We start from the raw sequence: 20,956 nt of genomic DNA, 5'->3' as shown, positions 1-20,956 counted from the left end.
ATGGTGGTCAGCCTGCGAGAAGCGCGGCAACGAACGGTGCGGCCAGCACCGAGATGAAGATGACGCCGCGCAGCAGCGCGGGCAGCATCGGCTCGATCGTGCCGCGCCCCCGGTCGGGAACCGGGACGGCATGCAGCGAACTGGAAATGCGGACCAAGCGGTCGGCCATGGGTGTGAGTCCCTTTACGTCGCGCCCTCAGTGGCGTCCCGTATATGTGGGAAAATTTACCACGTCAATCGCTGGATGGAAAAAAGTGGGATTGTGTCCCACGTGCGGCATCGATACAATTCAGACATGAATGCCAAGTCCGGGTCCAAGGTGGCTGACAAGTCGACTGACAAGTCGACGGCGCCACAGCCGAATGCTGCCGGGAAGCTGCACGCGCCGTTGGCGCGGCTGCTGCGCCCGCTCGTGCGGCTGTGCATCCGCAGCGGCATGACCTTTCCGGCGCTGTCGCAATTGCTTCGCGAGCTTTTCGTCAACGTCGCCGAGCATGATTTCGCGCTGGAAGGAAAGGAGCAGACCGACAGCCGCGTCAGCCTGCTCACCGGCATTCACCGCAAGGAGGTGGCGCGGCTGCGCGGCGCGGGCACGCCCGTGCACGAGGCGCCGGCGGCCGTGTCGCTGACGAGCGCCGTGATCGCGCGCTGGCTCGCTGCGCCGGAGTTCACCGACGCGAAAGGCGAGCCGCTCGCGCTGCCGCGCACCGCCGAGGGCGATGCGCCGTCGTTCGAGCAGCTCGTCGCTTCCGTCACCAAGGACGTACGCCCGCGCGCGGTGCTCGACGAGTGGATCGATCGCAAGCTCGTCACCATCAACGACGCCGACGAGATCGAGCTGGTCGAGGCGGCCTTCGTTCCGAGCGGCGAGGACGACGGCAAGTGGCACTATCTCGGGCGCAATCTGCACGATCACATCGCAGCGGCGGCGCAAAACGTCTCGGGACCGACGCCGCGCTTCCTCGAACGCGCGGTGCATTACAACAACATCTCGCCGAAGCTGGCGCGGCGCCTCGAGGCACGCTCGCGCGAGCTCGCCATGGATGCGCTGAAGACCGCCAACCGCGAAGCCAACCGCGCGCTCGCCAAGGACAAGGGTGGCGATGCCCGCTGGAACTTTGGCATCTACATCTATTGCGAGGACGCTGACGAAGAGGGCGAAGCCAAGGAGAGCATCAAGGAAGGCAGCAAGGAACGCGGCAAAGAGGGCGGTTCTTCATGAGCCGGCCGCCGCTCATCTCCCGCCGTCTGCTGCTGACGGGATTCTGGCTCGCCGGCACGGCGATGGCGCGCGCGCAGGTCAGGCGCGGTACCGATCAGGGCATCGGCGGCACCGGAATCACGCGGGGCGATGATCACGGCATCGGCGGCACCGGCATCGTCGGCGTGATCCAGCGCTTTGGCAGCATCTACGTCAACGGTGAGCGCGTCACCTATGCGAGCGACGTTCCGGTCCGAATCGACGGCGAGGCGGCCAGCCCCAATGCACTGCGCATCGGCCAGCTCGCCCGCGTGGTCGCGACCCGTCAGGCCGACGGCACGCTGGTCACGCGCAACATCGCGATCGCGAGCGAGGTCTCGGGCCGGATCGAACAGGTGAAGGGCAACGAGCTGACGGTGCTCGGTCAGAAGATCGTCACCAGCGGCAAGGAGAGTAAGCTCCGTGCGGGCGCGCAGGTCGCGGTCTACGGCTTGCGCCGTACCGACGGTGTCATCGTCGCAAGCCTGGTCGAGCCGCGGCGCGATGCGGCCGCCCGCGTCACGGGCCTCGTCGAGCGCGGACCTGATGGCCTGCATATCGGTGGGCTGAAGTTGAACGGGGTCGATCCCTTGCTCGTCGGCCAGCGGGTCCAGATCGAGGGCAGCGCGAACCAGGGCGCGATGCAGGCCGCGCGCACCCGTATCGACGATTTTTCGGATCTGGTCGGCGCAACCCGCCTCTCGATCGAGGCCTATGTGCAGCGGACGGGCGCGAATCTGCAGCTCGGTTCCGGGCTCGTCGCGCGCGACAGCTCGCGGTTCGGGCCCGCGGCCGGCGAAGCCCGCATGGTGGTCAACGGCATGTTCGATCGCTCGCGCGGCCTCCAGGTCGATTCCGCGCAGGCTGTCGGCCAATTTCCGGGATCGCCCGGACAGGCGCCCGGCGGGCCCGGCAGCCCCAACCGATCGCCCGGCGGCTCGATTCTGCACCCAAGCCGCGGTACGGCCAATCCGGGCGGCGCTCAACCCGGTACGCCTGGCGCGCCCGCGCCAGGATCGAGTCCGGGCGGCGGTCCCGGCTCCGCACCGACGGGGCCGAGCGGCCCGTCGGGCCCCGGCGGTCTTGGCTCGCCCGGCGGGCCGATGGGACCCGGCGGCGGCATGGGGGGAGGCGGCTTCGGTGCTCCCGGAGGCGGGATGGGCGGCGGCCGGCGCTAGAGGCGTGTGGCGCATGGTGCGGCGAGCCTTGCGTCATCACCGCGCCGCGTGCGGCTCGCCGTTCGTTCCGAGCCCGGCCGCATCGTGCTTCACCGCGTCATCGGTGCTCGCCGCGGAATGGTCGGCCGCAAGCAGAATGTAGAACGCCGGCACCACGAACAGCGTGAACAGCGTTCCAATCGAAAGTCCCGAGGCGATCACCAGCCCCATGTTGAAGCGCGAGGCCGCGCCAGCGCCGGATGCGGTGATCAGCGGCATCACGCCGATCACCATGGCCGCGGTCGTCATCAGGATCGGGCGCAGCCGGATCGCGGTCGCTTCGATGACCGCATCGCGCTTGGAGCGGCCGGCATGCTGCAGCTCGTTGGCGAACTCGACGATGAGAATGCCGTGCTTGCTGATCAGCCCCATCAGCGTCACGAGGCCGACCTCGGTGTAGATGTTGAGGCTCGCGCCCTTGATGCCCAGCATGATGAAGATCAGCGCGCCAGCGATCGACATCGGCACCGAGACCAGGATGATCAGGGGATCGCGGAAACTCTCGAACTGCGCCGACAGCGCCAGGAAGATGATGATCAGGGCAAACCCGAAGGTGGTGGCGAAACCGGACGATTCCTTGATGAATTGCCGTGATTGACCGCCATAGTCGATGGTGTAGCCCTTGGGCAGGGTACGGTCCGCGATCTCCTTCAGCGTCGCCAGCGCTTCGCCGGTGATCACACCGGGCATGGCCACCCCGGAAATGGTGGCGGCATTGACCTGCTGGAAATGGTTCAACGACTGCGGAACCGTGGTCGTTTTCAGCGACGCAACCGTCGACAGCGGAACAGAGGTGCCGTCCGAGGTCTTGATGTAGTAGTTCAGCACCTGATCGGCGTTCAGTCGCTGGCGCTGCTCGACCTGGGGAATGACCTTGTAGGAGCGGCCGTCCAGGCCGAAATAGTTGACGTAACCGCCGCCCAGCATGTTGCCGAGCGCACCGCCGACGTCGCTGAGCTTCAGCCCGAGCTGAGCGGTCTTTTCGCGATCGATCAGCACCGTGGTTTGCGGCTGGTCCACCTTCAGGTCGTTGTCGAGGAAGATGAACTTGCCGCTCTTGAGGGCCTCGGCGGTAAACGCCTTCGCGATGCCGTCGAGCCGCTCGAACGGGTCGGTGGTCTGGATCACGAACTGGATCGGGAGGCCGCTCGCCCCCGGCAGCGGCGGCAGCTGGAACGCCACGATCTTGGCGCCGGCAACCCCCGCCATCTCCTGCTGAAGCACCGGCTGCAGCTCCGCCGCGGTCTTCTCGCGCTTGTCCCAGGGTTTGAGCACCCAGCCCGCGATGGAGCTGCCGGTGAGATCGAGCTGAAACACGCCGGCGGTTTCGGCATGGGCGGAGATGCGCCGGTAGACCTCTGCCGAATACAGCAGCTTCTGCTGGAGCGTTGCGTTCGGCGCCAGCGTCGACTGCATCAGGATCGCACCCTGATCCTCCTCCGGCGCCAGCTCGTTCTTGGAGTTCGAATAGAGCCAGTAGATGCTGCTCAAGATCAAGGCGGCGAACACGGCCGTGACCGGAATCGTTGTCAGGCTGCCGGCAAGCAAGCGCCAATATCGATGCTGCAACGCCTCCATGCGCGCATCGATGAAGCCGACGATGCGGTCGTCGAGCGTCGGCTTGCCGGTGTTCGGCGGCTTGAGGATGAAGGCGCAGCACATCGGCGTGAGCGTCAACGCGATGACGGCCGACACTGCAACGGCACCGGCGAGGGTAAAGGCGAATTCCGTGAACAGCGCTCCGGTCAAGCCGCCCTGGAAGCCGATCGGCACGTAGACCGCGATCAGCACGATGGTCATGGCCACGATCGGACCCGCAAGCTCGCGCGCAGCCATGCTCGCCGCCTGCAACGGCTTCGCGCCCTCGGCCAGATGCCGGTTGACGTTCTCGACGACGATGATGGCGTCGTCGACCACGAGGCCGATCGCGAGCACCAGCGCCAGCAGCGTCAGGAGGTTGATCGAGAAGCCGAGCGCCAGCAGCATCGTGAAGGTGCCGACCAGCGACAGCGGTATGGCGATCACGGGGATCAGCACCGAGCGCCACGAGCCGAGGAACAGGAAGACCACCACGGTGACGATCAGAAGCGCCTCGAGCAAGGTATGGATCACCTCGTCGATCGAGCTGTTCACGAAATCGGTTGAGTCGTAGATGATCTCGGAGTTCAGCCCCTCCGGCTGCTGCGCCTTGATGTCGGGATAGACGGCGCGGACGCCCTTGATGACGTCGAGAAGGTTGGCATTTGGCGCGACCTGGATGCCGATATAGACCGCGCGCTTGCCGTTGAAGCCAACCGACGAGTCGTAATCCTCGGAGCCCAGCGTGACGTTCGCCACGTCGGACAGCTTGACGTTGGACGCGCCCGCCTGCTTGACCACGAGGTCGCGAAATTCCTGCAACGACTTCAGGTTGGTCGCGGCCGTCAGATTGACCTGCACCATCTGGCCCTTGGTGGTGCCGAGCCCGGCGATGTAGTCGTTGCTGGACAGTGCAGTCGATACGTCGGACGCGGTCAGCCCATAGGCCGCAAGCTTGATCGGATCGAGCCAGGCGCGCAGCGCGAAGGTCTTGTTGCCGAGCAGTTCGGCGGTCTGCACGCCTGATACGGCCTGCAGTTTGGGCTGCACCACGCGGATCAGATAGTCGGTGATCTGGTTCGGCGCCAGCACGTCGCTGCTGAAGCCGAGATACATGGCGTCGATGGTCTGACCGACCTTGACCGTCAGCACCGGCTGCTGGACGCCGCTCGGGAGCTGATTGAGCACCGAGTTCACCTTGGTGTTGATCTCGGTCAGCGCCTTGCCGGAGTCGAAATTCAGCCGCAGGTTGACGGTGATGGTGGAGGTGCTGGGCTGGCTGGTCGACGTCATGTAGTCGATGCCGTTGGCCTGGGCGATGGCGTTTTCCAGCGGCGTGGTGATGAACCCGGAAACGACCGCCGGATCCGCGCCGTAGTAGGTCGTCGTCACGGTGACGATCGCGTTCTGGGTTCGCGGATATTGCAGGATCGGCAGCGAGGTCATCGACTTCAGACCCAGCACCAGGATCATCAGGCTGACGACGATCGCGAGCACCGGCCGGCGAATGAAGATGTCGGTAAAGGACACGTGCTCGTTCCTCACTGATCGGCGGGCGCCGGATTGGGGTCGTTCGCCAGGGAAACGGAGTTGTCGACCTTCAGCAGGGTGCCGTTGCGCAGCTTGACCTGGCCCGCGGTGACGACGGTTGCGCCCTGATCGAGACCCGAGACCACGGCCACCTGATCGCCACGGGTGCCGCCGGTCTTGATGAAGGTCTGGCGGGCGACCAAACCCTGCTTGTCCGGTGCGTCGCTCTTGACGGCGAGGAACACCGACTCTCCATAGGTGTTGTAGACGATGGCGGTCTGCGGCAGCGTGAGATAGCTCGTGGGGTGTCCGACACGGACGTCGATCCGCGCGAACATGCCAGGCAGGAGCTTGCGATCCGTATTGTCGAAGATCGCGCGGACCTGGACGTTGCGGCTGCTCTGATCGACCTTGGAGTTGAACGCCTGCACGGTGCCCTTGAAGCTGCGGTCCGGAAAGGCGTCGATGCGAGCGGTGACCTCCTGTCCGACCTTGACCTGGTCGACGGCCTGCTGCGGCAGCGTGAAGTCGACAAAGAGGCGGTCGAGAGCCTGTAGTGTGACGATGGTGGTGCCCGCGGTCAGATACTGGCCGACATCGACCTGACGCACGCCGAGACGTCCGGCAAAAGGTGCCTTCAGGGTCTTTTGGTCCATGAGCGCCTGCTGCTGGGCGACCAGGGCCAGCGCGTTGCGCTCGTTCACGACATCGCTGTCGACCGTCGCCTGGCTGACCGCATTGATCTTCAACTGGCCCTGGTCGCGCCGCAGCGTGATGGCGTAGCCGTCGGCGGTGGCCTGCAACGATTGCAGCTTGGCGACGTCGTCCTGCTTGCGCAGGTCGAGCAACACGTCGCCGGCGCCGACGTCCTTGCCGGATTCGAAATGAATGCTGTCCACGATGCCGGACTGTTGCAGCGACAGGTCGGCGCCGTTCACTGCGCGAAACGTGCCGATGGCGGTCAATGTCGACTGCCAGTCGCTGAGCTGCGCGGCGGTCGTCGACACCGTCTGCGGGGGATCGGCGAGCGCGGCCATGGCCTGTTTGATCATGCCGGCGCGGAAGCTGACGAACCAGGCGAGGGCGGCGAACACCGCACCGACGACACACAACATGATAATCATGCGCTTCAACATGGCTTCAGGCTTTCGGATCAGTTGGCGGGCGGGGTCGGCTGTGCCGGCAGGGCCCCCGCGGGGGTGAAGATCGCGGCAACGCCCGCGGGCTTTACCTCGGAGGCGGGAGACTCATCGACGCGATTCCACCAGCCGCCGCCGAGGGCCTGGTACAGCGATACGGTGTCGGCATAGCGCGAGGCCTGCGCCTTCACGCGGTTGATGCGCGCGGTGAGCAGCGTCTGTTCGGCGTTGATGACGGAGATGAACGTGGTGGAGCCGGCCTTGAACTGGGCCTGCGACATCTTCAGGCTTTCCGCGGCGGTCTTCTCCGCCTCGATCTGGGCCTTCAGCAGATCGGAATCCGACTGGATGGCGCGGAGCGCGTCGGCGACATTCTGGAACGCGGTGATCACGGTCGAGCGATATTGCGCGCCTTTCTGCTCCAGTGCAGCGACCTTGGATTCCTTGGTGTGGAATAGCGAGCCGGCATCGAAGATCGGGCCGGTGACGCTTGCCGCCACGCTCCAGGCTGCCGATTGCGGGCCGTAGAGTCCCGACAGCGCGAGCGCAGAGCTGCCGCCCGAGGCCGACAGCGTCACGCTCGGCAGCATGTTGGCCGTGGCAACACCGACATTCGCGCTGGCCTGATGCATCTGGCTTTCGGCGGCTCGGATGTCCGGGCGCTGCCGCACCAGCAATGACGGCACGCTGACCGGCAGATCGCGCGGCAGGCGCAGGTTGGCCAGCGGCACGGCCTCGCCTTTGTCCTGGCTCGGCAGTCGGCCGAGATAGGCCATCAGCTGGTTGCGATTCTGCGCGCGCGACTTTTGCAGCGGCGGCAGCGTCGCAACCGTCTGCGCCAGCTGGGCCTTCTGAGTCAGGACATCGCTGTTGGCGACGGCGCCGAGGGTAAACTGCTGTTCGAGCAACGCGACCAGCTGACGCTGACCGTCGATCTGTTCCTGGGTCACGCGAATCTGCGCCGCGTAGGACGCATCGCTGATCGCGGTCGTCACGACGTTTGCCGTCAATGTCAGGTAGGTCGCCTCGAGCTGGAAGCGCTGATAGTCCGCATTGGCGAGATCTGCCTCGATCCCGCGCGCCTTGCCACCAAAGATGTCCGGCGTGAATGAAACCGGGACCGAGGTCTTGTAGAGGGTGTACAGGGATGACGGTCCGGTTTGTCCGGACTGTGCCAGCGGCACCTCGTTGCGCGTCGCACTGGCGTCTCCGGTGATCGACGGCAGCAGGGCGCTGGTGTCTGCCGCCGCAACTTCGCGAGCCTGGCGCAGCGCCGCTTGCGCCGCCGCGAGGTCCGGATGGTTGTCGATGGCCTCGCGGACGAAGGCTTCGATCTGGCGTGAGCGAAACACCTGCCACCAGACCGCCGGCACATCCGCGCCGTTTACGAAGCGTTGTGCCGTTCTGCCAGGCCCATCCGCGCCCTTGGTCGCAGACAATCCGCCTGCAGTGTAGCCGTTGACCGGCGGGGCGTCCGGCGTCTCGAAATTCGGGCCGACGGCACAGCCGGCGAGGGAGATCGCGGCTTGGGCTAGCGGTATTATAGCGCCTCTACGAAGGAATGTTCCGAACGGCATCCACGGCTCATATTGAAACTGAACCGTTTAGTACTTGATCGAGCAAGCGAGTCTTGTCAACGGTACTGAACGGTTTAGTTTTGTTGTGTGCCGTGAAGAAGTTTTGCTACATGTGTCGCGCTCGGGGCGTCTCTTTAGTTCTTTCAAGCTGTTAAGGCGTAGCCATTGTGGCCGTTCACACCGACGACACCGATTCGTGAGCCGACGGAGAGCCAACCTTGATCGAAACGATCGCCCATCCCGCCCACGAGAAGGAGAGCGCACCAGCAGGCCGCAAGATGGAGATCGTCATCCGTGCGGCGTGGCAGCTTTTTCTCGAACAGGGCTTTTCCGCAACCAGCATGGACGCCATCGCGAAAGCCGCCGGCGTGTCGAAGGCCACGCTCTATGCGTATTTCCCGAGCAAGGAGGCCTTGTTCGCCTCGCTGATCGTCGCGGAGTGCGAGAGCCTGCAACGCGATTTGCCGGTCCCCAGCCTGTCCGTCGGACTGTCCGAGGCGTTGCGGGATTTCGCCAGGCAATACCTCCACACCTTCATCCATCGAAAGGACGTTGCCTTCGTCCGCATCATCGCCAACGAGAGCGGTCGGTTTCCCGTGCTCGCCCGGCTCTTCTATGAAAGCGGACCCGAGGCGACGACTCGACGGCTTTCACAATTCCTCGAAGAAGCCAGGGCAGCACAGCTCCTGGCGTTTGACGACCCGATGGAAGCCGCCAAACAATTCCTGAGCCTGGTCCGCGGCGAGCTGCCGTTGCTGATCGTGCTCGGCCTCAGCGATCTCACGGAGGAGGCGATCGATCAGGAGATCGAAGCAGGACTCACGTTCTTCCTGAAGGCGTGTCAGCCTCGCGCGTGAAGCGCTCGCGAATGTTCGGGGAAGGCAGGACCGAATTCTAGCCGGCGCTGAGACGTACGCCCGCGCGCAGGAATTTCTGCGGATCGACCGCTTCGCCGTCGATGCGGGTTTCGTAGTGCAGATGCGGACCGGTGGAGCGGCCGGTCGAGCCGACGAGCCCGACGACCTGGCCGATCTTCACGATCTCTCCGACCTTGACGTTGATCTCGGAGAGATGCCCGTAGCGGGTCGCAAGGCCGTTGCCGTGATCGACCTCGATCATGCGGCCGTAGCCGCCGGACCAGCCGGCCGAGACCACCTTGCCGTTGGCGGTGACGCGTACGGGATCGCCCGTGGCGGCGCGGAAGTCGAGGCCGGTGTGCATCGCCGGCCGGCCCAGGAAGGGATCGCTGCGCACGCCGAAGCCGGAGGTGAACTCGACCTCGCCGATGACGGGCTTGCGATAGGGCACGAGCGCCAGCGTACGATTGAGACGATCCATCTCGGCGCGGGTGACGTTGATGCGATTGAGCTGCTTCTCGAACGGCCCGGCATTGGCGGTGAGCTTGACGGGTACGAACGGTCCGCCCATCGCGGTCCGCGGCACGGCGGCTTCGAGATTGGCGAGGTTCAGACCGAGATCGCTGACGACGCCGCGCATCCGGCGCATGCGTGAATCCATGCCTTCCTCGACGGCGCTGAGCGTCGCCATCTGGCGGCGCTCGACCTGATCGAGCGAGGTCGTGAGGCGGACCAGGACATTGTCGAAACCCTGGTTCTTGGCGAACTGATTGGTCGGCGGTGCCATGACGGACGGCGCGCGCGATTCGAGCCGTGCTTCGCGATCCGGCGGCGCCACGAAAATCACGGTGTCGCTGATCGGTGACGGCTTCGGCGTGCCCTGCGTCGTGTTCTGGCCGGCGTCGCCACGCTGCTGGGTCGCGCGGGGAATCGAGCCGGTCACGTCGGGCATGGCGCCGAGCGCCGTGGCCCGGGACTCCAGCGCCGTCTGGCGCTTCATGATCTGGTCGAGCTTCTGGTCGAACTGCTCCTGGTCGAGCAGCTGGCGGCTGGTGGTGCGATCGACCTTGGCGCGGAGCTCGGCGATGCGGTCCTCATAGGCGTACTGCATCTCGGCCTGGCGGGCGATCAGCCGCGTCAGGACGTCGTCGCGGAAGGCAAAGTACGTGGCGGTCGCGGCCGACCACAGCCCGAGCAGCACGACCGTGCCGACCACGATCCAGAACACCACGGGCCCCAGGCGGACCTGCTTGCCGTGATGAACGATGGTGTAGGCATCATCGGTCGCGGGAAGGGGGAGCGCAGCCGCCACCGCAGCGGTGGAACGCCGAGGGAAGGCCCGTCCGTGGTCGTGAGGATGATGTTGGGGGTACTGCGAGTATTGGGCAGAACTTTTCGACATCGGCACTCCCGCGCCGGTCGGATGAGTCCGTACGGCCTAATTGCCGCAGCAATCTGGGCCGGTCATGGTTAATTTTTCGGAAATGGGAACAGTCGAATTTAAAGGTCTGGTTAAAGACTTCTTGCCGCTTCCAGCACCTGGTCGGCATGGCCGTCGACCCGGACGTTGCGCCAGATCCTGACCACTTTGCCGTCGCTCCCGAGCAGCACCGTGGTGCGAAGAATCCCGAGGAAGCTCTTGCCATACATGGATTTTTCGCCCCAGGCGCCGTACGCCTCGAGCATTTCGTGTTTCTCGTCCGAGACGAGCGGTACGCCGAGACCGTGCTTGTCGCGAAACTTCTCCTGGGCCTTTAACGAGTCCGCGGAAATACCGACCACGTCCGTGCCGGCCGCGCTGAAGGCGTCGGCAAGGCGTGTGAAGTCGATGGCCTCCCTGGTGCAGCCGGGCGTATCGGCGCGCGGATAGAAGAACAGGACGAGCTTTCGGCCGGCATAGTCCGACAGCGTGACCGCGCCGCCGCCGTCGCGGGGCAGGCGGAAGGCGGGGGCCTTCTGCCCCTCGGTCAGAACCGGCTTCGCCGCGGACCCGGAGGCCGATCTGGACGAATTTAACTGTTTCGATGCGGCCCCATGCGACGCTGCTTTTGCTATGCTCCCGGTTGATTTGCTTGCCGGTGTCCGCTGTGTTTTCGCGGTCTTTGTTTGAGTCGTTGCCCGGGTTTTCGGGGCCTTCTTTTTAGCCGCTGCAATGCCGGAGGGCGTCTTGGACGATTTCTTTTGGGATTTCTTGGACATACGCCTTCCTTTCGACGCTTTCGGCGGGTCAACCAAAGCGGTATTGCAGCTCTCGTCCGGTGTTCCGGAATCGTGCCCTCGGCTGGGCAAGTCTGATGGCGCCGGAGTATGGTTACAAGGAATTCCACGCACCACCCCACTGCTCGTTGAACGCGCTCCCGGGGCGAAATGACGAACAGCAGGAATATTCGAGGTATGGCGGCAATGCCGGCGCAGGGGCCCTCGCTCCCCGTCGACGGCTGCGGTCCCGGCGGCGCGCAATCCCACGAGGGGCGCCTGTATCGAGAGGCAATGGCAAGGAATAAGTCGCCCCAGGATTACAATCGGGATTTCGATCGGCGCGGCGGTCATTCGGAGCCGCAGGAATGGGACGACGCCGACTGGGACCCGGATCAGGAAGCAGCGGCGGGCTATCGTGCGCGCCGGCTGTTGTCGCGTTCCAATTCGGGCTTCCATCGCTTCGGTGACGGGTTTGGGTCGTTGCGCCGCTGGCTGGCCGCGGGTCGCTGGCTGAAGCGGCTGGTCGTCGTTGTCGGCGCCCTGGCCGTCATCTTCGTCGGCTGTTTCGGCGCGCTGTGGTGGCGGCTCGGTACCGGTCCGATCAATCTCGACATCGCGACGCCTTGGCTCGCTGCGGCGATCGAGGACAATATCGGCCACGGCAACACCGTGGAGGTTGGCGGCACCCAGATCGAGCGGGCCGGGCGGATCCGCATCGCCGTCCGCATCCGTGACATCGTCGTTCGCGACCACGACCATGCCATCGTCGCTACCGCGCCGAAGGCCGAGGTCAAACTGTCGGGTGCAGGTCTGCTGATGGGGCACCTGCGTGCGGAAAGCCTCAATCTCGTCGACGCCGAGCTTGCGATCCGCATCGCGCCCGACGGGACCGTCACGGTCTCGGCCGGTGATACCGCGAAACCGCTGGCAACCGGCGTTGCCTCCAAGAAGGACGCGGGCCTGCCGCCGACATTCCCGCGCAGCGGCGTCCCGCCGCCGCCATTCGCAACCGCGCCGGCAAGCCCGGACGCACCCCAGGCGGCGCCTCAGGCGACTGCGCAGAGCGGCATTCTCCAGGGCCTCGACTGGCTCGACAGTCTGAGCATGACCGGCCTCGATGGCCAGAACCTCAACGAGATCGGTCTGAAGAACGGCAATCTGATCGTCGACGATCAGCAGCGCGGCAGCAAGTGGACGTTCGAGAACATCACGCTCAGCCTGCGCCGGCCGAGCCGCGGCGGCGTTACGCTCAGCCTCGGCGAGGAGGGCGCGCGCCCGTGGTCGCTGCGTGCCACGATCGGCCCCGCCGAGAACGGCGTGCGCTCGGTCGACATTCGCGCCGACAAGGTTTCCACCGCCAACATCCTGCTGGCGCTGCGGGTCAAGGATCTCACCTATACCGCCGACCTGCCCCTGACCGGCGAGCTCAAGGGCGAACTCGGCCGCGACGGTGTGCCGACCTTCTTCCGCGGCAAGGTCACGGTCGGCGCGGGAAACATCATCGACACCGACACGCCTGATTACCCGATGGCGATCGACTCCGCCGAGATCAATGTCGAGTGGGACGCCAATCGGCGCGTGCTGGTCGCCCCGTTCAAGATCCTCTCGGGCGCAAACCGGCTGACCCTTCTGGCGCACCTGGAGCCGCCCAACGGCAGCATCAACGACTGGCAGCTCGGCTTCAGCGGCGGATCGATCCTGCTCGGCGGCATCGACAACGAGCCGCCGCTGGTCTTCAACCGCATTGCGATCGGCTTCCGCTTCGACACCGACCACAAGCGCCTGCTGCTGACCCAGGCCGATATCAGCAATGGCGAGATCGGCGTCGCCGGCACCGGCGCCATCGACTATTCGGGCGAGCCGCGGCTGACCCTCGGCTTTGCGGGAACGCCGATGTCGGCTTCCGCGCTCAAGCGGATGTGGCCGACGCTCGTCGTTCCGGAATTGCGCGAATGGGTGATCGAGCGGATCGAACGCGGCACGCTCCAGCGCATCGAGATCGGCGTCAATTCGCCGACCAGGAATCTGCCGCGCAAGGGCCCGCCGATTCCCGACGACGGCCTCTCGGTCAACATCGTGGCGAGCGGCGTCGCGGTCCGTCCCGTGGACGGCATGCCTGTCGTGCACGATGCCGATTTGAAGGCGCGCGTAACCGGGCGCACCGCGACCGTGAATATCGGGCAGGGCATTGCCGACACGCCCGCCGGCCGCAAGGTCACGATCTCCGATTTCGTCTTCGAAGTGCCGGACATGGCACCCAAACCGTCACCGTCGCGCACCAGGTTCCGCGTCGACGGACCCGTGCCTGCGGCCGCCGAAATGCTCGCCAATGATCGCCTGAGCGATCTGTCGGCGACCGTCGTCGATCCCAACACCAGCAAGGGAACGTTTTCGGCGAACATCCAGCTCGGCATGCCGGTCAAGGGCGAGCTGACCAGGGCCGACACCACCTACGCCGTCACCGCCGATCTCAACGGCTTTGCCGCCGACAAGCTGGTGATGAACCAGAAGCTGGAAGCCAACAACCTGAAGATCGTCGCGAGCAATCAGGGCTACCAGGTCAAGGGCGACGTCAAGATCAACGGGCAGGCGGCCTCGCTCGACTATCGCAAGCCGGCCGAGGGCGATGCGGACGTCAGATTGCAGGCGACGCTGGACGATGCGAGCCGCGCACGCCTCGGCTTCGACCTCAGCCCCGCCGTCAGCGGCTCGTTGCCGATCAAGCTCTCGGGCAAGATTGCGGGCGGTGCGGACCAGACATCGAAGCTCGGAGTCGAGGCCGACCTGACCTCGGTCAAGCTCGACAACATCCTCCCGGGCTGGGTCAAGCTGCCGGGCAAGTCGGGCAAGGCCAGCTTCAAGGTGGTGCTGACGGCGCAATCGACGCGCTTCGAGGACATCGTGATCGAAGGCGGCGGCGCTTCGATCAAGGGCTCGCTCGAGGTCGACCCGAACGGCGACCTCATGAACGCGAACTTCCCGACCTACGCGCCGTCCGACGGCGACAAGGCGTCGTTGAAGGTCGAGCGCAGCCAGGACGGCGTGGTGCGCGGCTCGATGCGCGGCGACGTGTTCGACGGCCGCGGCTTCCTGAAATCGGCGATCTCAGGCAATTCCAAGGACGACGCCAAGAGCAAGCTGAAGAACGTCGATTTCGACATCGACGTGAAGCTCGGCGCCGTCGCCGGCTTCAACGGCGAAGCGATGCGCAGCGTCGACGCCAAGATGTCGAAGCGCAGCGGGACCATCAAGGCCTTCACGCTGAGCGGCAAGATCGGCGGCAACACGCCGGTGGCGGCCGATCTGCGCGGCGGCCGCGCCCAGGGCAGCCGCGAGGTGATCTACCTCCAGACCAACGATGCCGGCGCGCTGCTGCGCTTCACCGACACCTACACCAAGGCCGTGGGCGGCCAGATGGTCGTGGCGATGGAGCCGCCAAGCTCGGAGCCGAATACGTCTCGCGAGGGCCTCATCAACGTGCGCGACTTCACGGTGAAGGGCGAGGCGCAGCTCGAGCGCGTCGCGGCGGGCGCGCCCAACGGGACCGGGAACGGCGTCTCCTTCAGCGCGTTGCGCGCCGAGTTCACGCGCCAGAACGGCGCGCTCACGATCCGCGACGGCGTCGTCAAGGGCCCGATGATCGGCGCCACCATCGAAGGCTCGATCGACTATCCCGGCAACCAGGTCTGTATGAGCGGCACCTTCGTGCCCATGTACGGGGTCAACAACATCTTCGGCCAGATCCCGCTGTTCGGCATCTTCCTCGGCGGCGGCAACAACGAAGGATTGATCGGCGTGACCTACGAGGTCGTCGGCACGCCGGCCGCGCCCGTGATGCGCGTCAATCCGATCTCGGCGATGGCGCCCGGCCTGTTCCGCAAGATCTTCGAATTCAACACCGGCAAGCAGAACACGCCGTTCGACGAGCAATTGCCGTCGTCACAATCCGGCGACAGCCCGACCGGATCGGCAAGACCGCTGTCGAGCGGTTGCAGCCTCGCGCGACGCTAGACGCCGCGCTGCTTTCCCCCGGCGTCATGGCCGGGCTTGTCCCGGCCATCCACGGACTGTTGCAAGGTACCACGAACGTGGATGCCCGGGCCTTCGCCTCGCCGAAGCGGCTTCGGCCGCGCAGGCGGGACAAGCCCCGGGCATGACGATCTCCTGAAACGTTCCGCGCCCCTTACGCCGCGCGCACGCCCTTTAGGAACGTCCCGACTTCGCCGGAGAGCTGCTCGGCCTGCTTGGAGAGGTTGCTGGCAGCGGTGAGCACCATGCCCGCGGCGTTGCCGGTCTCGTTCGCCGCCGCGCTGACGCCGCCGATATTGGTGGTGACCTCCTTGGTCGCCTCGGCCGTCTGCGAGACGCTGCGCGCGATCTCGGCGGTGGCGGCGCCTTGCTCCTCGATGGCCGCACCGATCGAGGTGGCGATGCGGCTGACCTCCTCGATCGTGGCGGTGATGCCGCCGATGGCGTCCACGGCTTCCCGGGTGGCGCCCTGGATCTGCGCAATCTTGTCGCCGATCTCGCGGGTGGCTTCCGCGGTCTGGCTCGCCAGCGACTTCACTTCGGAGGCGACGACGGCGAAGCCGCGGCCGGCTTCGCCGGCGCGGGCGGCCTCGATGGTGGCGTTGAGGGCGAGCAAATTGGTCTGCGCCGCGATGCTGGAGATCAGCTCGGCGACGTGCTCGATCTGCTGGGCACCATCGGAGAGTGCGCGCACGATGGAGTCGGTGCGGCGCGCGCTGTCCACGGCGCGCCCCGTGACCGCGGCGGATTGCGCCACCTGGCGGCTGATCTCGGTGATCGAGGAGGAGAGTTCCTCGGCGGCCGCCGCGACGGTCTGGACGCGCTGGCTGGCTTCGGTGGCGGCCGAGCCGACCACGGCGGCGCGACGGTTGGTGCCTTCGGCGGTGGACGACATCGACTTGGCGGTGGTCTCCAGTTCGCCGGAGCCGGAGGCCATCAGGCCGACGAGCTGACCGACGGAGGCATCGAAGCGGTCGGCAAGCGCAATCAGCGCCTCGCGCTTTTCCTGTTCGCTGCGAGTCTTGCTGGCGACCTGCTCGGCCTCGAGCGTGCGCGCCGTGAGCGAGGTCTGCCTGAGCACTTCCAGCGTCTCGGCCATGCGGCCGATCTCGTCGCCGCGGCCGGTTTCTTCGACCGGCTTGTCGATGGCGCCTTCGGAAATCTCCTGCATCCGGTTCTTCTGGCGGTCGAGCGCGCCGAGCACGTCGCGGGCGATCAGCCAGGACAGCGTCGCCATCAGCAGCATGAGGCCGGCGCCGATCGCGGCGAGCTCCCATGTCAGCGCGCGCACGTCGGCATCGATGTCGTCGACATAGAGCCCGTAGCTGATGGTCACGTTCCAGGGCGCGAATTTGCGCGCGTACATGGTCTTGCGGACCGGCTCGGTCTGGCCGGGGCGCGGATAGAGATAGGAGGCCACGCCGCCCGTGGCGGCCTGGTCGGCGGCCTTGAGGATGGCGTCGGCGATCAGCACGCCATTGGAGTCCTTGGCGCCCGTGATCTTGCCTTCGAGTTGCTGATTGGCGCCGTTCACGACCAGGGACGTGTCCTGATTGTAGACCACCGGATAGCCTTGGCCGCCGTTGAAGGTCATGCGACGGCCGCGCTGGTGGAACAGGGACTTGGCCTCGGCCTGCGTCAGCTTGCCGGCGGCGACTTCATCCTGGAGCGATTGCGCGTAATTGTAGAGGAGCTCCACCGCGGTCCGCATCTGCTGGACGCGGTCCTCCATCATGCGGCTCTTGCTGAGGACGGTCGATACCCCGATGATGGCCGTGACCGTGAGCGCCGCGAGGCAGACCATGCTGGCCAGCTTGGTGCGGATCTTCAGGTGGCTCAGCAGCTTCATCGCAGCCTCTACGGAATGGTTATTATTGCTCGCATCGGTAGCATGAAGTTCTTACCAATCATGAATGAAGGCATGCGGCAGCCTGCCGCGCTGGACAGCATCCGCAGGCTTATGCGCAACCGTGCAGGCAAACCGCCATGCGCCGGTGGGGGCCGGTTCATGTGCCGGAGAAAATCGATCCTGGATATTGGTAGCTACAGAGCCTGGCCGGACCTGCAATGAATCGATTCGTTCATCGCATCATCATGTCCGTGCTGCTCGCCGCCGTCCTCGTTCTCATCTGGAACGTGTTGGGCTCACGGTAGATGGCACCGGCAAGACCGCCGGTGCCATCCGTTACTGGTGCGTTCATTGCGCAAATGCGCTGCCGGTCGGTTCGCTAGTCCTTGCCCATCGCCGCATCGGCGCTGACCGAGCCGCCGCCGGCCGCCGAGAGGTAGAGGCAGGCGAAGCAGAACAGGATCGCCGCGGTGCCGCCATTGAGCAGCGGCAGGAACACCGGGGTCTCGCCCTTGAACATGTGACCCATGAAGTAGGCGAAGGCCATTTCACCCGAGAGGATGAAAGCCGTGAGACGGGTGAACAGGCCGATCATCAGGAGCGCGCCGAGAACGAGCTCGAGCGTACCTGCTGCGTAGATCAGCGGAGGGATGTTCGCGAAATAAGGCAGCACCGGAAACTTGAACAGCTTGGCGACGCCGTACTGGAACAGCAAGAGGCCGGTGATGAAGCGAAACAGGCTCAGCAGAACCGGCTCAAAGCGAGTGAGATAGGGAAAGTTCATTGGTTTGTGCCCTCCATCCAATGCGCGACTTGGACCGTATTCAGTTCCACCCCGCAAGCGGCGCCGCGTCAATTCGCGCTGACATTTTTGTCATGTCGGACAAAACACCGCAGGCTGGGGTTTAAGCCGTGTGCGATCCGCATCTTTTGCGGCTGTTCGCGGCACGGCCATCCGTAATTTCCCGGTGACATGAATGCGCTCAGGTTACCTCCGGGAGACCTAGCGCCGCAGGGCGGGCACGATCAGGAATGGAATCATTCCGAGGATCACGCTCGCAAGTGCGAAGGCGAGCAGCGCGTTGTAGCCGTGGGTCGCATCGTGGATCAGGCCGCCGCTCCAGGAGCCGAACGCCGAGCCGAGGCCGCTGCCGATCGAGATCGTGCCGTAGATGGTGCCGACCCGTTTGCCCTGAAAGATCCGCATCGCGGTCGCGCTGATCAGCGGGCCGCGCGAGCCCATCATGCTGCCGAAGCAGACGACGAAGCCGGTGAGCACCAGGATGTTGGGAACGTATTGCAGCAGCCAGAGCAGGGCGATGCCGAGGATGGAGATCGCGTAGCTCAGGAGCACGGACGGCCGGCGCCCGATCAGGCCGTCGAGCGCGGAGACCCCCAACATGCCGAACACCAGCACGACGCCGGAAAAGCCCCAGGCCGTTGCGGCCTGTAGCGGCGGAAAGCCGGCGTCGATCAGATAGGCCACGATCTGGGCTGCGATCGCATACATGCCGACGGCGGTGAAGAAGAAGGTCGAGAACAGCGCCCAGAAGGCGTGGTGGCGCATCGCCCCGAGAAGCGTCCAGCCGTTGTCGACGAAGTCAGGATCGGTCTTCTTCGCTACATGCGGCGAGCCGGACGCGAACAGCCGCCACGGCAGCAGCAGCAGCGGCACCAGCAGGCCCAAGGCTGCGAAACCGAACAGCTGATAGGTGCCGCGCCAGCCGAGATGGTCGATCAGGAGCTGCGAGGCCGGCAGCAGTGCCAGCACGCCGCCGCCCATCGCCGAATACACCACCGACATCGCGGTCGGCAGGCGGGGCCCGAACCAGCGGCCGAGCAGGATCGAGTTCGGCACGATGCCGATGAAGGCGACGCCGATGCCGACACAGAGGCCGATCGAGAGCTGGAACTGCCACAGATGCTGGGCGTGCGCCGCGATCAGGAAGGCCGCGCCGAGCAGCAATAGGCCGAGCGCATAGACGATACGTGGTCCGGAATGATCGAACAGCCGTCCGACGAAGGGGGCGGTGAGGCCGCTCGCGAGCCAGGTGAGCGAATAGACGGAGACGATCTGCGCGCGATCCCAGCCGAAGTTTTCCGAGATCGGCTTCAGGAACACCGTAAAACTGTCGCCGAGCCCACGGCCCAGCACGGCCAGCGTGAAGCAGAGAGCGAGCACGGTGAGGGCGATGCGCACGGCGCCTTGCGGCGTCGCCGCTGCGCCATCCTTGATCGTTCCCTTGCTCGTTTCCCTGGGCGTGTTCTGATCCATTGCCGGTCAGGGAGCGCGCTTCGGCGCGCCCTGACAAGCAGCGAAAAGTTCATACGCCTATGCAGGCTTGATGAGGATGTGCTTCTTCTTGCCGAACGACAGCTTGATCACGCCTTCAGGCGTGAGATTGCCTGCCGACAGCGCCATCTTCTCGTCGGTCACAGGCTGGTCGTTGACGCGCAGTCCGCCGCCCTTGATCTGGCGCCGCGCCTCGCCGTTGGAGGCGACGAGACCCGCCTTGACGAAGGCGTTGAGCACGCCGAGGCCGGCGTCGAGTTCGCCGTGCGGAATTTCCACCGTCGGCAGGCTCTCGGCGAGCGCACCTTCCTCGAAGGTGCGGCGCGCGGTTTCAGCGGCCTCGTTGGCCGCGTCGCGGCCGTGCAGCAGCGCCGTCGCCTCGGTCGCGAGCACCTTCTTGGCTTCGTTGATCTCCGAGCCTCCGAGCGCCTCGAGCTTGCTGATCTCGCTCATCGGCAGCGTCGTGAACAGCTTCAGGAACTTGCCGACGTCGGCGTCCTCGGTGTTACGCCAGTACTGCCAGAAGTCGTAAGGCGAGAACTGGTCGGCGTTCAGCCACACCGCGCCTTGCGCCGTCTTGCCCATCTTGGCGCCCGATGCCGTCGTCAGCAGCGGCGTCGTCAGTGCGAACAGCTGGTGCGTGCCCATGCGGCGGCCGAGGTCGACGCCCATGATGATGTTGCCCCACTGGTCCGAGCCGCCCATCTGCAATTTGCAGCCGGTGCGCTTGGCGAGCTCGACGAAATCGTAGGCCTGGCAGACCATGTAGTTGAACTCGATGAAGCTCATCTCCTGCTCGCGCTCGAGGCGCAGGCGCACCGAGTCCATCGTCAGCATGCGGTTGACCGAGAAATGCCGGCCGACGTCGCGCAGCATCTCGATCCAGTTCAGCCTGGTCAGCCACTCCGCATTGTCGAGCATGATGGCGTCGCTCTTGCCATCGCCGTAGCGCAGCACCTTTGCGAACACGCCGCGGATCGAGGCCTTGTTGGCCTCGATCTCGGCGACGGTGCGGATCGCGCGCGTCTCGTCCTTGCCGGAGGGATCGCCGACCATGGTGGTGCCGCCGCCCATCAGGGTGATCGGCTTGTTGCCGGACGCCTGAAGCCAGTGCAGCATCATCATGGTCAGATAGTTGCCGATATGCAGCGAGCGGGCGGTGCAATCGTAGCCGACATAAGCCGTCGCCTCGCCTTTGGCGGCGAGCGCGTCCAGCCCCTCGAAATCGGAGCATTGGTGGATGAAACCACGTTCCTGCAGGGTATTGAGGAAATCCGATTTAAATGCAGTCATCTGTCGGCGTGCCTGACAATTCTTGGTTTACTGTTTTGGGAGCAATTTAAGGGTCTTCCGTGGGAACTCGATTGCTGCCCGCCACTTGGCGCTGTGGCATTATAAGATGTGTCCCTCTGGCACAAGATCGGCATGCCGGAGGGGGCTTTTGAGGA

15 protein-coding genes are annotated in these 20,956 nt (G+C 65.3%); 5 read left to right on the top strand and 10 right to left on the bottom strand.

Annotated elements, in window-relative coordinates; all coding sequences use genetic code 11:
* Positions 1 to 7: 7 nt before the first annotated feature.
* Positions 8 to 169 (bottom strand): hypothetical protein, encoded by a 162-nt coding sequence (locus tag AC1RUR_RS24095; RefSeq protein WP_492848541.1) that lies wholly within the window; start codon positions 167 to 169, stop codon positions 8 to 10.
* A 126-nt stretch (positions 170 to 295) separates the two neighbouring features.
* On the opposite strand from AC1RUR_RS24095, the gene AC1RUR_RS24090 reads away from it, so the two are divergent.
* On the top strand, positions 296 to 1,222 hold the full coding sequence (locus tag AC1RUR_RS24090) for a DUF6502 family protein (RefSeq protein WP_492848539.1): 927 nt from the start codon (positions 296 to 298) through the stop codon (positions 1,220 to 1,222).
* On the top strand, positions 1,219 to 2,418 hold the full coding sequence (locus AC1RUR_RS24085) for a DUF5666 domain-containing protein (protein ID WP_492848537.1): 1,200 nt from the start codon (positions 1,219 to 1,221) through the stop codon (positions 2,416 to 2,418). The genes AC1RUR_RS24090 and AC1RUR_RS24085 overlap by 4 nt, the downstream gene beginning before the upstream one ends.
* 36 nt (positions 2,419 to 2,454) lie before the next feature.
* Here the strand turns inward: AC1RUR_RS24085 and AC1RUR_RS24080 are convergent, their stop codons facing one another.
* The 3 genes from AC1RUR_RS24080 to AC1RUR_RS24070 are packed head-to-tail and all read right to left on the bottom strand — an operon-like array spanning position 2,455 to position 8,281.
* The gene (locus tag AC1RUR_RS24080; protein WP_492848535.1) at positions 2,455 to 5,565 is read right to left on the bottom strand and encodes an efflux RND transporter permease subunit; all 3,111 of its coding nucleotides are present in this window, start codon (positions 5,563 to 5,565) and stop codon (positions 2,455 to 2,457) included.
* Between the two features lie 11 nt (positions 5,566 to 5,576).
* On the bottom strand, positions 5,577 to 6,701 hold the full coding sequence (locus AC1RUR_RS24075) for an efflux RND transporter periplasmic adaptor subunit (RefSeq protein ID WP_492848533.1): 1,125 nt from the start codon (positions 6,699 to 6,701) through the stop codon (positions 5,577 to 5,579).
* A 17-nt stretch (positions 6,702 to 6,718) separates the two neighbouring features.
* Positions 6,719 to 8,281, bottom strand: coding sequence for an efflux transporter outer membrane subunit (locus AC1RUR_RS24070; RefSeq protein ID WP_492848531.1), 1,563 nt, complete (start codon positions 8,279 to 8,281; stop codon positions 6,719 to 6,721).
* 278 nt (positions 8,282 to 8,559) lie between these two features.
* On the opposite strand from AC1RUR_RS24070, the gene AC1RUR_RS24065 reads away from it, so the two are divergent.
* The gene (locus tag AC1RUR_RS24065; protein ID WP_492848529.1) at positions 8,560 to 9,138 is read left to right on the top strand and encodes a TetR/AcrR family transcriptional regulator; all 579 of its coding nucleotides are present in this window, start codon (positions 8,560 to 8,562) and stop codon (positions 9,136 to 9,138) included.
* Positions 9,139 to 9,175: 37 nt separating this feature from the next.
* On the opposite strand, the gene AC1RUR_RS24060 is transcribed toward AC1RUR_RS24065, so the two are convergent.
* Together AC1RUR_RS24060 and AC1RUR_RS24055 are read right to left on the bottom strand one after the other, a co-directional pair.
* Positions 9,176 to 10,540 carry a M23 family metallopeptidase gene (locus AC1RUR_RS24060; RefSeq protein ID WP_492848528.1) on the bottom strand — a complete coding sequence of 455 codons (1,365 nt, stop codon included), beginning with the start codon at positions 10,538 to 10,540 and terminating at the stop codon, positions 9,176 to 9,178.
* 110 nt (positions 10,541 to 10,650) lie between these two features.
* Positions 10,651 to 11,337, bottom strand: a complete 687-nt coding sequence (locus tag AC1RUR_RS24055) for a peroxiredoxin (RefSeq protein ID WP_492848526.1) — start codon at positions 11,335 to 11,337, stop codon at positions 10,651 to 10,653.
* A 204-nt stretch (positions 11,338 to 11,541) separates the two neighbouring features.
* On the opposite strand from AC1RUR_RS24055, the gene AC1RUR_RS24050 reads away from it, so the two are divergent.
* Complete coding sequence (locus AC1RUR_RS24050; protein WP_492848663.1) at positions 11,542 to 15,348, top strand: YhdP family protein; 3,807 nt, start codon at positions 11,542 to 11,544, stop codon at positions 15,346 to 15,348.
* Positions 15,349 to 15,520: 172 nt separating this feature from the next.
* Here the strand turns inward: AC1RUR_RS24050 and AC1RUR_RS24045 are convergent, their stop codons facing one another.
* Positions 15,521 to 17,215, bottom strand: a complete 1,695-nt coding sequence (locus AC1RUR_RS24045; protein ID WP_492848524.1) for a methyl-accepting chemotaxis protein — start codon at positions 17,213 to 17,215, stop codon at positions 15,521 to 15,523.
* Between AC1RUR_RS24045 and AC1RUR_RS24040 the strand changes: the two genes are divergently transcribed.
* Entirely contained in the window at positions 17,198 to 17,437 is a 240-nt protein-coding gene (locus tag AC1RUR_RS24040; RefSeq protein ID WP_492848522.1) for a hypothetical protein, read from the top strand. The genes AC1RUR_RS24045 and AC1RUR_RS24040 overlap by 18 nt on opposite strands.
* Before the next feature lie 157 nt (positions 17,438 to 17,594).
* Here the strand turns inward: AC1RUR_RS24040 and AC1RUR_RS24035 are convergent, their stop codons facing one another.
* From AC1RUR_RS24035 to tyrS, 3 genes are all read right to left on the bottom strand, one after another.
* Entirely contained in the window at positions 17,595 to 17,999 is a 405-nt protein-coding gene (locus AC1RUR_RS24035) for a DoxX family protein (protein ID WP_492848520.1), read from the bottom strand.
* Positions 18,000 to 18,218: 219 nt separating this feature from the next.
* The gene (locus AC1RUR_RS24030) at positions 18,219 to 19,490 is read right to left on the bottom strand and encodes an MFS transporter (protein WP_492848518.1); all 1,272 of its coding nucleotides are present in this window, start codon (positions 19,488 to 19,490) and stop codon (positions 18,219 to 18,221) included.
* 57 nt (positions 19,491 to 19,547) lie between these two features.
* On the bottom strand, positions 19,548 to 20,801 hold the full coding sequence (tyrS, locus tag AC1RUR_RS24025) for a tyrosine--tRNA ligase (RefSeq protein ID WP_492848516.1): 1,254 nt from the start codon (positions 20,799 to 20,801) through the stop codon (positions 19,548 to 19,550).
* Positions 20,802 to 20,956: the final 155 nt, after the last annotated feature.

This window comes from Bradyrhizobium sp. GW821-FHT12B03, assembly GCF_058807535.1.
The sequence above is the reverse complement of the archived record's forward strand: the minus strand, read 5'-3'. Positions and strand labels throughout refer to the sequence as shown.

Coding starts and splice junctions, on each gene's coding strand:
- AC1RUR_RS24095 (WP_492848541.1), bottom strand. CDS start 169: ATGGCCGACCGCTTGGTCCGCATTTCCAGTTCGCTGCATGCCGTCCCG.
- AC1RUR_RS24090 (WP_492848539.1), top strand. CDS start 296: ATGAATGCCAAGTCCGGGTCCAAGGTGGCTGACAAGTCGACTGACAAG.
- AC1RUR_RS24085 (WP_492848537.1), top strand. CDS start 1,219: ATGAGCCGGCCGCCGCTCATCTCCCGCCGTCTGCTGCTGACGGGATTC.
- AC1RUR_RS24075 (WP_492848533.1), bottom strand. CDS start 6,701: ATGTTGAAGCGCATGATTATCATGTTGTGTGTCGTCGGTGCGGTGTTC.
- AC1RUR_RS24070 (WP_492848531.1), bottom strand. CDS start 8,281: ATGCCGTTCGGAACATTCCTTCGTAGAGGCGCTATAATACCGCTAGCC.
- AC1RUR_RS24065 (WP_492848529.1), top strand. CDS start 8,560: ATGGAGATCGTCATCCGTGCGGCGTGGCAGCTTTTTCTCGAACAGGGC.
- AC1RUR_RS24060 (WP_492848528.1), bottom strand. CDS start 10,540: ATGTCGAAAAGTTCTGCCCAATACTCGCAGTACCCCCAACATCATCCT.
- AC1RUR_RS24055 (WP_492848526.1), bottom strand. CDS start 11,337: ATGTCCAAGAAATCCCAAAAGAAATCGTCCAAGACGCCCTCCGGCATT.
- AC1RUR_RS24050 (WP_492848663.1), top strand. CDS start 11,542: ATGCCGGCGCAGGGGCCCTCGCTCCCCGTCGACGGCTGCGGTCCCGGC.
- AC1RUR_RS24045 (WP_492848524.1), bottom strand. CDS start 17,215: ATGAAGCTGCTGAGCCACCTGAAGATCCGCACCAAGCTGGCCAGCATG.
- AC1RUR_RS24035 (WP_492848520.1), bottom strand. CDS start 17,999: ATGAACTTTCCCTATCTCACTCGCTTTGAGCCGGTTCTGCTGAGCCTG.
- AC1RUR_RS24030 (WP_492848518.1), bottom strand. CDS start 19,490: ATGGATCAGAACACGCCCAGGGAAACGAGCAAGGGAACGATCAAGGAT.
- tyrS (WP_492848516.1), bottom strand. CDS start 20,801: ATGACTGCATTTAAATCGGATTTCCTCAATACCCTGCAGGAACGTGGT.